At 69.9% G+C, this 14,044-nt stretch carries 11 protein-coding genes; 1 reads left to right on the top strand and 10 read right to left on the bottom strand.

The features are described from left to right. The first annotated feature begins 140 nt into the window (after positions 1-140). The gene (locus BOX37_RS17140; protein WP_071928536.1) at positions 141-863 is read left to right on the top strand and encodes a 2'-5' RNA ligase family protein; all 723 of its coding nucleotides are present in this window, start codon (positions 141-143) and stop codon (positions 861-863) included. Between the two features lie 198 nt (positions 864-1,061). Here the strand turns inward: BOX37_RS17140 and BOX37_RS17135 are convergent, their stop codons facing one another. The 10 genes from BOX37_RS17135 to BOX37_RS17090 all read right to left on the bottom strand — a co-directional run bounded on the left by BOX37_RS17135 (position 1,062) and on the right by BOX37_RS17090 (position 14,042). Then, positions 1,062-3,227, bottom strand: a complete 2,166-nt coding sequence (locus tag BOX37_RS17135; RefSeq protein ID WP_084759760.1) for an MMPL family transporter — start codon at positions 3,225-3,227, stop codon at positions 1,062-1,064. Continuing rightward, positions 3,224-4,429 carry a peptide synthetase gene (locus tag BOX37_RS17130; protein ID WP_071928535.1) on the bottom strand — a complete coding sequence of 402 codons (1,206 nt, stop codon included), beginning with the start codon at positions 4,427-4,429 and terminating at the stop codon, positions 3,224-3,226. Before BOX37_RS17130 ends, BOX37_RS17135 begins: the two co-directional genes overlap by 4 nt. 29 nt (positions 4,430-4,458) lie before the next feature. Further along, a complete protein-coding gene (locus BOX37_RS17125; RefSeq protein ID WP_071928534.1) occupies positions 4,459-5,502 on the bottom strand; it encodes an NAD-dependent epimerase/dehydratase family protein in 1,044 nt (347 codons plus the stop codon). Continuing rightward, complete coding sequence (locus BOX37_RS17120; RefSeq protein ID WP_071928533.1) at positions 5,499-7,160, bottom strand: fatty acid CoA ligase family protein; 1,662 nt, start codon at positions 7,158-7,160, stop codon at positions 5,499-5,501. The genes BOX37_RS17125 and BOX37_RS17120 overlap by 4 nt, the downstream gene beginning before the upstream one ends. Then, complete coding sequence (locus tag BOX37_RS17115) at positions 7,157-8,056, bottom strand: beta-ketoacyl-[acyl-carrier-protein] synthase family protein (RefSeq protein ID WP_071928532.1); 900 nt, start codon at positions 8,054-8,056, stop codon at positions 7,157-7,159. Before BOX37_RS17115 ends, BOX37_RS17120 begins: the two co-directional genes overlap by 4 nt. 8 nt (positions 8,057-8,064) lie before the next feature. Continuing rightward, the gene (locus BOX37_RS17110; protein WP_071928531.1) at positions 8,065-9,114 is read right to left on the bottom strand and encodes a 3-oxoacyl-ACP synthase III family protein; all 1,050 of its coding nucleotides are present in this window, start codon (positions 9,112-9,114) and stop codon (positions 8,065-8,067) included. Positions 9,115-9,576: 462 nt separating this feature from the next. Then, positions 9,577-10,962 carry a condensation domain-containing protein gene (locus BOX37_RS17105; protein WP_071928530.1) on the bottom strand — a complete coding sequence of 462 codons (1,386 nt, stop codon included), beginning with the start codon at positions 10,960-10,962 and terminating at the stop codon, positions 9,577-9,579. 10 nt (positions 10,963-10,972) lie between these two features. After that, the gene (locus BOX37_RS17100) at positions 10,973-11,830 is read right to left on the bottom strand and encodes an ABC transporter permease (RefSeq protein ID WP_240504904.1); all 858 of its coding nucleotides are present in this window, start codon (positions 11,828-11,830) and stop codon (positions 10,973-10,975) included. Beyond that, positions 11,827-12,789 carry an ATP-binding cassette domain-containing protein gene (locus tag BOX37_RS17095; protein WP_071928528.1) on the bottom strand — a complete coding sequence of 321 codons (963 nt, stop codon included), beginning with the start codon at positions 12,787-12,789 and terminating at the stop codon, positions 11,827-11,829. The genes BOX37_RS17100 and BOX37_RS17095 overlap by 4 nt, the downstream gene beginning before the upstream one ends. Next, positions 12,786-14,042, bottom strand: a complete 1,257-nt coding sequence (locus tag BOX37_RS17090) for a glycosyltransferase (RefSeq protein WP_071928527.1) — start codon at positions 14,040-14,042, stop codon at positions 12,786-12,788. Before BOX37_RS17090 ends, BOX37_RS17095 begins: the two co-directional genes overlap by 4 nt. Positions 14,043-14,044 lie beyond the last annotated feature (2 nt).

The following is a 14,044-nucleotide window of genomic DNA, read 5'->3' as shown; positions in this document are numbered from 1 at the left end:
GGTGAACGGATTGTCGGTCAAAGCGTGGACTCGGAATCGAAGGCGCAACAGATCGGTCTCGCTGCGTTGTGACCGGGTCTCGGCGGGAATAGCGTCGCTGACAGGTAACTGGCATCGCACAGATCGGTAGGTGGAACACCATGATCACAAGCGAGATGACTGTTGCCAGCCGCTGGTGGTGGCGGCCGGGGTGGACGCCGGGCCGGTCGTTCTACGACTGGCAGGTCACCCCCACCCAGCCGGTCGCGGACAAACTGGTCGAGATCTTCGCGCCGGTGCTGACCCGATTACGTGGGTTCGAGCAGGTCGACGCCACCCGGCTGCGGGTTTCGGTGCAGGGCATCGGATTCGTCGATGGGGTCAAGGGGGTGGACCTGGCGGCGCTGATCGCCGGTGCGCGCGACCTTCTGGCCGCGCACGCGCCATTCCCACTCACCTTCGGACCGCCGGTGGTCGCCGCCGATTCGGTGCGTTTGCCGATCGCCCTGCCGGAGGAACTGTTGCGCGTCCGTGAGGACCTGGTCAGCGCGCTGACCGGGGTGTGGATCCGCGAGCGGATCCCCGAGTTCGGCGAACCGCTACACCCTCATCTGACCCTGGCCCACGCGGCCGAGCCGAGGCCGGTGCGCGCCATCGAGGCCGCGCTCGCCGCGGACGGCTTCGCCGATTTCTCCCTCGACGACACGGTCTCGGAGGTGTCGCTGGTCGAGCTGCTGTGTGAGAACAGCCGCTATGACCTCTGCGAAGTCAGCGCCGCCGAACTGCTGCGCGCGCCCGATCCCGTGGTCGAGCGCGTCGGCGACGACGGTCCCGTGTTCGGCATGTCGACGCGTCACGTGGGCGCCGATCTGCTCGCGGGGTGAGCCGCGGCGGACGCGAACTCACTCGAGCGCGCCCGGTCATCGCCCACTGCCCCGCCTGGTGTACCGCTCCACGACAACCTGTACGCGGATATCGAAGGCAGGTGCTCAGCGAAAGCCGTCGACCGTCAGTCGTCGGATTCGGCGCCCTCGGCACGCGGCGGGACCGCGCCGGACAGCCGAATCACCCCTGCGTCCAGGTCAAGATCGAGGCGCGGCTGCCTGGGTTGCCCGTTCGAGTCGCCCGTCTCCTCGTTCTGCAGCTTCTTGCCCGGAAACAGCTCGCCCATGATTCCCACGCCTCCACGATAGCCGCGGTAGCCACCAGTTGGCCGGGCCCATGAGCTGGACGAGGGCGGGGACGAGGAGCATACGGACGAGGGTGGCATCGAGGATCAGCGCGATGATCATGCCGATCCCGAGCAGGCGCATGGGGGTGAGCGGGGAGAGGGCGAAGGCGCCGGTGACCAGGATGAGCAGGACGGCCGCGGCGGTGATGACGCGGGCGGTGGCGACGGTGCCGGTGCGGACCGCGGTGGCGGTGTCGGCACCGTCGCGGTGGGCTTCGGCCATCCGGGAGAGCAGGAAGACCTCGTAGTCGGTGGACAGGCCGAACACCACGGCGATGATCAGCACGGTCATGCCCGCGGGCAGCGGACCGGGACTGATGCCGAGGACGGAGGCCAGATGGCCTTCGTAGAAGATCCAGGTCAGCACCCCGAAGGTGGCAGCCAGGCTGAGGAAGGCCATCACCACGGCCTTGAGCGGCAGCACGATGGACCGGAACGCCACCGTCAGCAGGACCATCGTGGCCAGCACCATGACGACGATCATGAGCGGTAGGGTGCCCACGGTGGACTCGACACTGTCCAGTGTCGCCGCGGTGTCGCCGCCCACGGCGACCGTGGTCCCCTCGGGTGGTTCGAGCGCGCGTATGGCCTCGACGGTCGCGGTGGCCGCCTCGCTGCGGTCGGCGGCGGTGAGGAAGACGTGCACGACGACGAAATCCTCGTCGCGCCCCACCTGGACCACCTCGTCGACCCCGTCCAGCGCACCGAGAGCGGTGCGGACCCGGCTCACCGCCGCCGACTGCGGCGCGGCACCGTCCACACCGCGCAGCAGCACCGTCGCCCCGCTCGCCGCGGCGGGGAAGGAGTCGGTGAGCTCGTCGACGGTGTCACGCATATCGCTGCCGAGCGGCAGCGCGCGATGGTCGATCTCCCCGAGCCGCAGGCCGGTGAGCGGAGCCGCCAACACGAGCAGGATCGCGCCAACGGCGACCGCGACCGCCCCCGGCCGTCGCAGCACCCCGTCGACCACCCGGCCCCAGAAATGTTCCGTGCGTGTGGAGGACTTCGCCCGCCCGATCCGCGTCCCGAACAGCGTCAGCAGCGCGGGCAGCACGGTGAGCGAGAGCGCAGCGGCCAGCGCCACCGCGGCGATCGCGCCGATGCCGAGCGAGCGCAGCACCGCCTGCGGGAACACGAGCGTGCCCGCGAACGCGCAGATCAACAGCAGCGCGGAGACCGCGACGGTGCGCCCGGCGGTCGCGTAGGTCCGCGCGACGGCCGCACGCACGTCCCCACTCGCGCCGTACTCCTCCCGGAACCGGCTGACCAGGAACAACCCGTAGTCGATGGCCATGCCGAGGCCGAGCAGCGAGGCGATGTTGACGGCGAACGTCGTGACCTCGGTCGTCTCGGCCAGCAGCCGGATGGCGCCCAGCGCGCCCCCGACCGCGAGTACGCCGACCACGACGGGCAGCGCGCCGGCGGCGAGCCCACCGAACACCAGCACGAGAATCGCCAGTGTCAACGGTAGCGAGATCGACTCCGCCACAATGAGATCGCGCTGCGAACGCTCGATGATCTCGGTGTTGAGCGCGCTGTAACCGGACAGTCGCGTCTCGACATCGGGCAGCTGAAGAGCCTCGGCGATGTCGGGATAGGCGGCGATGCGCTCGGTGTCGTCACCCGCGGTGAACACCACCGCCACCGCGTGCCGCCCGTCCGCCGAGACGAGGAAGTTCTTGCGCGGCGGCAGCGCGGTCCAGTAGCTGTCCACTGGGCGCGCCAGCAGCGCCGGATCGATCCGTTCGATCCCCGCGCGGACCCGCGGCCCGAGCTCGTCGATGCTCATCCCGTCGGGTGCGGTGTAGAGGGCGACCACATCGGGACTCTGCGGTCCCAGATGCTCGGTGACCACCCGATCCACCAGCGCGGATTCGCTGTCCGGGTCGGTGAACCCGCCCGCGCTGAGTCGTTCGGTGACGCCCGCGCCGTACGCGGCACACAGACCGATGAACACCACGACCACCGCCAGGACGGCGCGCGGTCGGGCGAGGACGAGCCGAGCCAAGGCGGTCATCGTCGCGGATCCGCCGAATCACGCATGGGCAGTTCGGCTTCGAGCATGGCGACGATCCGATCCAGAAGTGCTTCGAGCCGCTCCTCGATCCCGGCGCCGTTGCGCGCGGACACGGTGAGCTGGGTGCGCCCGTCGAACTCGGTGAGCCCGAACAACAGCGGCATGGCGACGCTGTGCTGGGGCAGCACGAACAATCCGGTCGGCCGGAAACCGGGCACGGCGAGCTCGTCGGCCGTGAAACGACCCATGTGCGACACCGTCGCCGAGGCCAGATTCCGGCCGACCCGCGCGCCCAGCCAATTCGTGGTGTGCAGGACACCGCGATTGATCCGGTCGGGCACCAGCGTGATCCGGGTGTTGGCCAGCTGGTTCAGCTCGCGGCGCTCGCGCAGCCCGGTCTTGATCTGATCCCGGACCCGGGTCCAGTCGCTGCCGGGCGCGATGTCGAGGAACAGTGGCAGCGCGAGGTTGGCGGTGGACCGCAGTTCGGGATCGTGTCGGCGCAGGTCGACCGGCATCATGATGCGCGAAGGACCGGTCGTCTCGGCGGCCAGCAGCGCGCAGACGCGGGCCAGCGCGCCCGGCCCGGCGGCGTCGACGGACCGGGTGCGCAGCAGATGCCGGGCCAGGCCACGCCGCTGCCTGCCCCGCCCGACGGCACTGCGATAGCGCGGCACCATCGGTGTCGGCCTGCCGGGCGCGCCGACCCGCTGCACCAGTTCCTGATCGGCGATCGGGTCGAGCTGCGGGAGCGGGTCCTGCCCGCGCAGCGCCCGCAGCACGTTGCCCGCCCAGACGACCATGCCCATGCCGTCCATCACGCCGTGGAAGACCCGGAAGATCAGCGTCACCGGGGCACCGGTGAGCAACAGGACCTCGACGGTGGCCTCCGGCGTCGGGCCGATGGCGCTGGTGAGCACCGGGTCGGTTTCGAGCGCGGGCTCGAGCAACCGGTGGCCGGGCACGATCCGGACCGCCGGATCGACACCACTGTCGACCCATTCCGCGCCGCGCCGAACCAGCCGGGCCCCGGGCGTCACCGCCGCGGCCACCGCGACAGCCCGGCGCAGCCGCTCGGGGTCGATCTCACCCTCGCCGGGGATCGCCAACTGCATGAGGAACGGCGGCGCCAGCTCCCGCATCGGGAAGTACATGCGCTCGGTGGTCGAGATACCGCGACGGAAAGGATGGGTGGCGTTCATGATTCTCCGGTGAGTCGGTCGGGCGGTGACTACCGCAGGTCCCTGGTCAGCGCCTCGACGCCACCTTGGCGGTCGAGCCAGTCCAGGAACGCGGTGAGCCCGGTCTCGCGGTCGACGACCGGCGCGTAGCCGAGGTCGCGGCGGGCGGCGCCGGTGTCGTAGGTGGCGCTGCGGGTCATCAAGGCGACGGCATAGCGCGACAGCGGCGGCGACCAGCGGTTCGCCACCGCCGGAATCCGCCACACCGTCTCGATGGCCGCGACGACCGCGGCGAGAACCCGTGGATTCGGTTGCCGCGACGGTGGCTCGTATCCCAGCCGGGTCGCGACCTCGCCGAGAAACCGCCACACATCGGTCTTCTCGGCATCGGCGATGAAATAGGCCTTGCCGCCGATCGCCTCCGCGGTCAGTGCTAGCAAACCCGCGTGCACGATATTGTCCACGTGGCACAGCGAGGCCTCGACGGTCCGCCCGTAGGACAGATCGGGCAGCTTGCCCTCGGCGGTGCGCCCGAGCAGTCGCACGATCGGCCCCGATCGGTCACCCGCACCCCAGATCGCCCGCGGTCGCAGCGCGACCGTGGTGAATCCGGGCGCGTTCGCGGCGAGCACGGCCCGCTCGGCGGCGGCCTTGGTCTCGGAGTAGAAGTTGAGATAGCGCCGCGGGTACGGCAGCGATTCGTCGACGTCGCGCTGGTCGCCGCCGTCGCGATCCATCAGTGCGCTGGGGCTGGAGACGAAGACGAACCGGCTCGCCCCACCGCGCCGGGCGGCATCGAGCAGCAACTCGGTGGCCCGCACGTTCTCGGTCCAGAAGCGGTCCCTGGTCCCGCGTTCGTCGACGCGGGCCGCACTGTGGATCACCACGTCCATGCCGTCGGTGGCGCGCACCAGCGATGCCGCGTCGGTGAGATCGCCGTACACGATCCTCACCTGGTTCCCGGCCGCGCCGAGATCGTCGAGAACGCTGGTGCGGCGCACCAGGATCGACACCTCGTGCGCGCCGTCGGCGACCAGCGCCCGTACCAGCGCACCACCGAGGAAGCCCGAGGCGCCGGTGACCAGAATCTTCATCGCTGCCCATCCTCTTGCTTGGCCGCCCAGCGGGCGAGTTCCTCACGGCCGATCTTGGCATTGTGGCGGATGTCGACCGGGAAGCCCGGATGGATCGGGAAGTCGACGATCGGCGCGACGGTGTCGAATTCGGCCGCGCGCGTGCGCAACCGGGTCTGCGCCGCGACCGGATCCGCGCCCGGCTCGAGCTCCACGCACAGCACCGGTCGCTGCGCGCCCGCGGGGCCGACCCCGACGAGCGCGGTGCGCGACACTCCGGCCACCACATTGAAGACCTGCTCGACCTGCACGGTGAACATCGGTCCGTGCGCGGTCTCGACGCGCTGGCTCTTGCGCCCGCAGAACCAGATCCGGCCCACCTCGTCGATCCAGCCCAGGTCGCCGGTACGATGCCAGATCCGCTCGCCGTCGGCGATCTTGCCCGCCGTGTTCGCCTTCTCGGGCCAGTAGTAGCGCGTGCTGACATTCGGTCCCGCGACGACGAGTTCACCCACCGCGCGCTTCCCGGTCGGGATCTCGGCGTCGGCCCACTGCGCGACCGGGTCGTCGGTGATCGCCAACAACCGCACCTCGACGCGATCGGCCGGCCGCCCGATACACGTGCCCTCGCCCCGGTGAGCCCGCTCGACCAGACCGTCGAGGAGCTCGCGCGATTCGATGGTCGACATGGGCAGTGCCTCGGTCGAGCCGTAACCGGCGTAGACCTCGGCGTCCTCGCGCAACACCTCGCGCAACCCGGCCACACACCAGTCGGGAACCGGGGCGCCGCCGGAGAAGACGCTGGCCAGCGACGGCAGTTCCACCGGGTGTGCGCGCAGGTACTCGAGCAGTGGAATGAGCACGGCGGGGGAGGCGAACATGGTCCGTACCCCGAAACGGTCGATCGCGTCGACCACATGCGCCGGATCGGTGGAGCCGACCTTGCTCGGGATCAGCGGTGGCAACACACACCGCGACCCGAGCAGCAGATCGAGCACCCCGACCAGCGGCAGCGTGACCAGCGAGGTGTCCGGCTCGGTGCGCCCGCGCGCGGCGTGGACCTGCTCCACCATGGCGGCGAGATTGCCGTGGGTCAGTTCGACCGCCTTCGCCGGACCGGTGCTGCCAGTGGTGAAGCCGATGATCAGGACGTCATCGGGACGGGCGGGCACCCGATCGGTCAGCGCGCTCGTCGGCGTGCGCCCCACCGACCGCAGGGTCGGTCCGCGCCAGAACCAGCGCCGCCCGACCGTGAGGGTGGTGCGCACCTGCCGGAAGCTCCGGGCGAACAGCACCCGCACGGCGTGTGCCGCCGGGATACCGATGAAGGCCTCGGCCCGCACGGCCCGCAGACAGTGCACCATCCGCCGGATCCCCATGCCGGGGTCGATCACCACCGGCACCGCGCCGATCTTCAACAGCGCGAACAGGATCGCGTACAGCTCCGGACTGGGCAGCACGAGCACGATGGTGCGTGTTCCGCTGACCACCCCCGACCGGGTGAGCTGCTCGGCGATCGCCTCCGACCACCGATCGAGTTCGCGGTAGCTGATCGACCGGTAGTCGGGCAGGCCGTCGGCCCGCTTGCCGTCCGGGTAGATCACCGCCGCCCGCTGCGGGTCCGCGCGAGCGAGTTTACGGAATCCGTCGATGGTCTGCCAGTAGGTCGCTGTGCTCACGCGGTGGTTCCCGCTGGTAGCCGGTAGAGGGTGGCCGCCGCCGACGGACCCGCGCCCGCCGCGACGAACAGCACGTGGGTGTAGCCGTCGAGGGTGCCCGCTACGACAGCCCGGTCGTAGGCCAGCGGCAGCGCGGCGGTGTGCGGATCACCGTCGGTGAGATCGGGGGTGCGCACCGCGTCCTGGTCGATGCCGAGCGCGTCGGCCAGTCGCTTGGGGAAGTGCGCGCTGGGGGTCGAGGCGATCAGCGCGACCCGCGCATCGGCGGCCCCGGCCAGCGCCGCTCGCGCGACATCGCCTGCGACAGCGAGGATCCGGTCCTCGAAGTCGGCATCACGCTGGACGGTCATCAGTCCGCGCCCGGCGGTGCCCATGGTGGCCGTGTCGACATAGGCCTGCCCGGCGGGGCCGCCGGGTGCGGTCGCGATGTGCACCGGTCCGAAGCCCTCCGGTCCGTCGACCGTTTCGAGCAGTAGCGCCGCACCCGCTGTCGCATAGGGGAATTCGGCATCGGCTGCCGATCGGGTCAGCGAAGGATGGGTGTCGCCCGCGACGATCAGCACGTGGTCGGTGCCCCCGGTCGCCAGCACCGAACTCGCGACCTGCACGGCATTGACCACGCCGACCGCGCCGTTCATGAGATCGAAGGAGAAGGTGCGCGGATCGGTTCGGGTGTAGTCCAACCCGATTCCCGCAGCCTTCTGGATCAGCGCGGCGACCGCCGGTTCGACGGTGTTCGAGTCGCGGAAGATGCCGGTGTTGATCAGCACGCCGACCTGATCGGGCCGAATTCCGGCCCGCTCCAGGCTCTGTCGCGCGGCGCGGCCGCTGTGCTCGACGATGCTGTGGGTGTCGGTGGTGTTGCTGGTGCCGGTGGCTCGGATACGCACGCCCATGACGAACCTCAGACCTTCAGGGAGGAGATGGTGGTGGACAGGAAACCCGCGACGACGCCGGAGGCGGCGGGCACCATCAGCAGCTTCGACCCGGCCTCGATGTTCTGTTCGGACAGCTGGTCGTGCAGCACGATGAAATGTGAGGTCGTCGAGGTGTTTCCGTATTTTTCGATGACATTGAGATCCGGCGGCATCTCGGCGCCGAATTCCCGCGCGGCCACCGCGTTCATGTAGGGCACGGCGGCGGCGCCGAACTGGTGGTGAATGATGTAGTCGAACTGCTCGGCGGCGAAGTCGCTGCCTTGCTGCTCGAGGAAGGTGCCCTGCGCGTCGGGCCACAGCACGAACCGCGCCTCGTTGTGCATCTTGCGGTTGTCGGTGTACAGCGCCACCCCGGCGGACTTGTCGCTGGGCATGCCCAGGCACAGGTGCGAATGTTCGGCGGCGGTGAGCAGTTCGATGTAGTGGATCTTGTCGGCGTCGTCGACGGCCCGATCGAGGATCACCGCGCAGCCGGAATCACCGACCGAGAGCGAGGCGAACTGCAGATCGTACTTCTCCGAGATCTCGTTCACCGCGGTCTCGGCGATCGGGGTGATCGCCTCACCACTGACCACCATGCCGTTGCGCACCACGCCCGTGCGGATCATCCGGTCGAGAATGTATGCGCCGGTGAGCATTCCGGCGCAGGCGTTGGACACGTCGAAGGTGATCGCCTGCTCGGCGCCGAGGGTCTTGGCGATCGTCGAGGCGAACGAGGGCTCCATGTACATGCGGGTGCCGTCGTTGCTCCGGGTGATCGAACAGGAGATGATCACCTCCACCTCGTCCGGGGCGTACCTGGACCGGGAAAGACAGTCCTGCGCGGCCTTGATCGCCAGGGTGAACGAATCCTCGCGGCTCTCCGGCCGGGTGTCACGTACGCGGCGTTCTTTCACACCGGTGATCCGTTCCAGATCGAAGGACGGCGGTGTTTTCAGACGCGATATCAATTCGGCCGTGGACAAGATACTCGACGGAAGATATGCGCCGATGGATTCGAAACGCGAATGCGACACGTGAGCTCCTGAATGCGTTCGGAAAGGGGTGTCAAAGGACGATTTCGCATCGTCGATGGGAACGAACCCTACCGGAGCGTCAGCGCCCTGCGCGTCGTTGATGCGACGGTCACAGTCGGCCGATTCAGCAGGTGCGACAACGGGTTTCGCGGATTGTGGTTATCGGTCGGCAAACTGCGAGTGTGCGTGTCTTGCTGGATGGCAGTCGACGTTCATCGTCAGCGGCTATAACTCGGCTATCGCCTCTGATGGCACTGCCGACCGGTGTGGAGTGTCACAGATCGGTGCCCGCGCAGTGAGTGACTTCACCCTGACGCGGGTCAGCGAATAGATCCCGTGGCGATCCACCTTGTTCTCGGAGCAGAATCGCCCTCCCAAAATTTGTCTCCGGACAGTAGTGCGCGCAACGGCGCCGCCACGCAATTCGGCGAGGCAGTCGTCGGATTCCTGCGTTCGGGTCGGTCACCAGAAGCGCGGAGTGAGCGCCCACGCGGCGAACTCGGCGGCCAGCAATCCGTGCAGAGCGGAACGGGTGGGGAAGCGGTCGGGGTCGGCGCCGGTCACCACCAGGGTCACGGTGTCGTCGTCGCAGGAGAAGGCGAGGTTGACGCCCACCTCGACTTGGCGGAACAACTCGACCGGGCCCGGATTGACGACCGGGCGCATGATCACCGCGCGCGCCCGGTGCCCGCCCAGCATCGCGATGTTCTGGGCTGTACGACCCATGTTGGTGCACAGGCATTCCGGCGCCTTGGCGGTGCGGGCGAAGCGGTGCAGCACCCTCTTCGGCAGCAGCATCTGCACCGGTTGCAGGTGCTGGATCGCGGGGATTGTCGCGGGATCGCGATAGGCGAGTCCCGCGGCCTTGAGCGCGGCCCGGACGGCTGGTAGGTCGGTGCGCGCGCCGTGGCGGTAGGTGACGCTGATCGGCAGGCCGGTGGTGGCATTGGCCCGGGGATCGTCGGTCTCGCGCAGCGAGTGCGGGATGTCGACGCGGACCTGGGCACCGTCGGCGATGCGGCCGCTACGCCCCAGGAGTCCGACCGCCACCCCGATGAGCAGGCCGTTGGTGGTCCCGCCGTGCGCCGCGGCCACGGCTTCCCACTCGGCGAGGTCGAGCTGGACGATGGCGTCGGCGGCCTGCCAGGTGTCGGCGTGCGGCAGGCGTGGCTGCGCCGGACGCGGATTGCGGTCCGGTTCACGCACACCCCGGGCGCGGCGAGCTGCCCGGATCCCGCGGGCGACGGCGCGTAGCTGGCCACGGGCATCGGCGAGGTCGGCGGAGAAACGTCCCGCGCCGGCCACCGGGCCGACGAGCCTGCCCGCGCTGGCGATCCGGTCGGGGGCCTCGCCGCGCGCGAGCCGGTCGAGCGAGTCGACGATGGCGTGCATCATGCCGCCGCCGTCACAGACGACGTGCGAGGCGACCAGGGTGACCACGGTGCCGCCGGATTCGGTGGGAGCCCCGGCGAGCTGCCACACCAGGCCGCGTTCGGGATCGAATTCCACCGCGGCCTGGGCGAGGTACCAGTCGAGCACGTCGTCCTCGGGCACCGGGGTGTCCGACCAGCGCAGCGGCAGGGACTCGGTCGCGGGCTCCCAGTGCGGGCGCGCGATCGGGAACCTGGTGGTGCGCACCCGGCGGGCGATGAACCCGGTTGCCAGATGCGCGTGCCAGCGGGCGAGCAGATCCCGGTCCACCGGGGTGTCGAACCGGTAGGCCAGTTGATTGACCAGGGCGTTCGGGTAGAGGCTGTGCAGTTTGAAGAACAGATCGTCGTCGGCGGTGATGCGGTTGAGGCCGGTGGGTCCGGCGGCCACCGCGACGGCGGGGGAGGTGACGGTCATCGAGGACTCCTCATCGAGAACGCAGGGTGCGCACGGTCAGCGGCGCGAAGACGGCGACGACGACCACCGAGGCCACCAGTGACCACCAGGCATCGGCGCCGACGGTGCCGTGCGCGGACAGGGTGCGCACCGCGGAGACCAGATACGAGACCGGATTCAGGTCCGAGACATGCCGCATCCAGGTGGGCATGGCCTCCTCGGGCACCAGGGCGTTGGAGGCGAAGCCGAGGAAGGTGAGCACGAGCATCGACATGCCCTGCACGGCGGCGGGCCGGGCGACGGTGGCGCCGATGAAGGCGAACAGCCAGCTGATGGCGGTGGTGGCGAACACGACCAGGACCGCGCCCGCCAGGAAGCCCGCGGTGTGCTCGGGCCGGTATCCCATGCAGAATCCGACGATCACGACGGTGATCGCGGCGATGAGATAGCGCACCGTCCCGGCCAGCAACGCGCCGGCGACGGGTGCGGACCGGGCGATGGGCATCGCGACGAAGCGGTCGAAGACGCCGGAATGGATGTCCTCGGACAGTTGCACGCCGGTGGCGACCGAGGAGGTGAGCACGATCTGGACCAGTACACCGGGAATCATCAGCGGCAGATACGCCTGCATGCTGCCCGCGATGGCGGTGCCGAAGATGCTGCCGAACAGGACGGGGCCGATGATGGGCAGCAGGATGGCGTCGTAGAGCAGCTGCGGACTGTGCCGGAAGGTGAGCAGGCCGCGCCAGGCCATCATCAGTGAATGTCGCAGGGCGGCAACCGGATTCACTCGGGTGACCCGAGGCGCGCGGACCACCTGGAGTGGCACCGCGGCGGTGTCGGTGGTGAGAGTCATGGCGGGTCTCGAACTTTCACGCAGGGCGGTCATGCCGCATCCACTCGGTCGGTGGATCGCGCGTGGCCGGTCAAGGCGAGGAACACCTCGTTGAGGTCGGGCCGGTCCACCGCGAAGCCGCGCAGCGCGATGTCGGCGGCGCGGCAGGCCGCGACGATCTCGGCGCCGTCGGCGACCTCGCGCAGCGGGATGGTCAACGTCCCCGACGACGAGCCCTCGGGCACCGCACCGGTGAGCTCGTGGATCAACGCCTCGGCGCGGCGCAGATCGGCGGTGTCGGGGATGTCGAGGCGCAGTACCTGATCGCCGATCGAGGACTTGAGTTCGGCCGCGGTGCCCTCGGCGACCAGCGTGCCACGATCGATGACCGCGATCCGATCGGCCAGCGCGTCGGCCTCCTCGAGGTATTGGGTGGTGAGCAGGACCGTCGCGCCCCGAGCGACCAGACCGCGCACGATGCCCCACATCCGATCGCGGGTGTGCGGGTCGAGGCCGGTGGTCGGCTCGTCGAGGAAGATCAACGGGGGCACCGTGATCAAGGTGGCGGCCAGATCCAGGCGTCGCCGCATCCCGCCGGAGAAGGCGCTGACACTGCGCCGCGCCACCGCGGTGAGCTCGAACTCCTCGAGCAGTTCGTCGCCGCGCCGGGCCGCCTCGCGCCGGGACAGGCCGAGCAGTCGGCCGAACAGGCGCAGATTCTCGGCGGCGGACAGTGTTTCGTCGACCGAGGCGTACTGGCCGGTGAGCCCGATCATCGACCGCACGGCCGTCGCGTCACGCACGACGTCGTAGCCGAACACCTCGGCGCTGCCCCGGTCGGGACGCAGGAGCGTCGCCAGCATCCGGACAGTCGTGGTCTTGCCCGCGCCATTGGGGCCGAGCATGGCGAACACCGAGCCGGCGGGAATGCTGAGGTCGACGCCGCCCACGGCGGTGAAGTCACCGTAGGACTTGCCGAGCCCGCTGGTACGGACGGCGATCTCGGTGCTCACTGTCGCCTCCCGGCATGGTGGAAGACCGGCGTCGGGGCGGTCAGGGGGACAAGGGCTTCCACTTCGTCGGCGGCGCGGGCCACCCCGTGTTCGGGGAAGCGGCTCGCGTAGGCGGCGGCGCGGGCTACGACATCGGGATCGGCGACCCGGTCCAGGAGGGTGGTGAGCGCGCGTGCGTCGAGGTCGGCGGCTCGCGCCGTCGCGGCGAGCCCGAGCCGAGACAGCGCGCGTCCCCAGTAAGGCTGGTCGGCCTGGATGGAGCAGATCACCTGAGGCACACCGGCTCTCAGTGCGGCGGCGGTCGTTCCCGCGCCGCCGTGGTGCACCGCCGCGACACAGCGCGGCAACACCGCGGCATGGTCGAGCTGGTCGACGATCGCCATCTCCTCGCTCAGCAGCGGGGCGATGCCGGCCCAGCCCGCGGCCAGCAGCAGGCGGCGATCACGTCGGGCGCAGACCGCGCGCAACATCGCCACCAGCGCCGCCGGATCATCCACGGTCATCGAGCCGAAACCGACATAGATCGGCGCCGCTCCCGCGTCGAGCCACCGTCCGAGCGCGGGATCGGCCCGGCCGCCGAGGAATCCGTCGGCATCCACGGCGAACCCGGTGACCGGGTGGCGCGCGGGCAGTTCGGCGGCCAGCCCGGGAAACAGGTCGACGTCGTAGGCCTGGATCGACACCCGCTCACGCAGCGGATGCTCGACGATCCCGAACTCGGCCAGTGGCTGGGCCAGCGCGGCATCACGGGCCCAGCGCAGGCCCGCCCAGATGCGCCGATTGAGCGCACCGGGAATCCGGGCACCCCATGCCGTGGGCACCACCGGCACCGAGCGATTCGGGTGGATCGGGAAGAAATGCACTGCGGCCAACGGCACACCGACCCGCCGCGCGGCCTTCTCGGCCGCCTCCTCGCCCGCCATCCCGGTCACCACCACGTCGTGACCGGGCGCGAGGTCGAGCAGATCGCGCACCGCCTCGGCCACCCCGCGCCGTTGCAGATCCAGCACCGCCCGCACCCGCTGCCGCGGCGAGGCGCTGCGGAATCGGCGATCGGCGTGCTGGGTGCGCAACAACTCGGCGCTGTCGCGCCCGAAGCCGACCGCCGCGATGCCGAGCGTGTCGGCGAACTCGACGAGATTGGGCGAGAGCGCGAGTGTCACCGAATGCCCGCGAGCGCGCAGCTCGCGGGCCAGCAGGATTCCCGGCTGGGCATCGCCGCGGCTTCCGGTGAAGGCCAGCAGTGCGCGCATTC

The organism is Nocardia mangyaensis, from assembly GCF_001886715.1.
Lineage (GTDB): Bacteria > Actinomycetota > Actinomycetes > Mycobacteriales > Mycobacteriaceae > Nocardia > Nocardia mangyaensis.
This window is presented reverse-complemented; position numbering and strand designations above follow the sequence as displayed.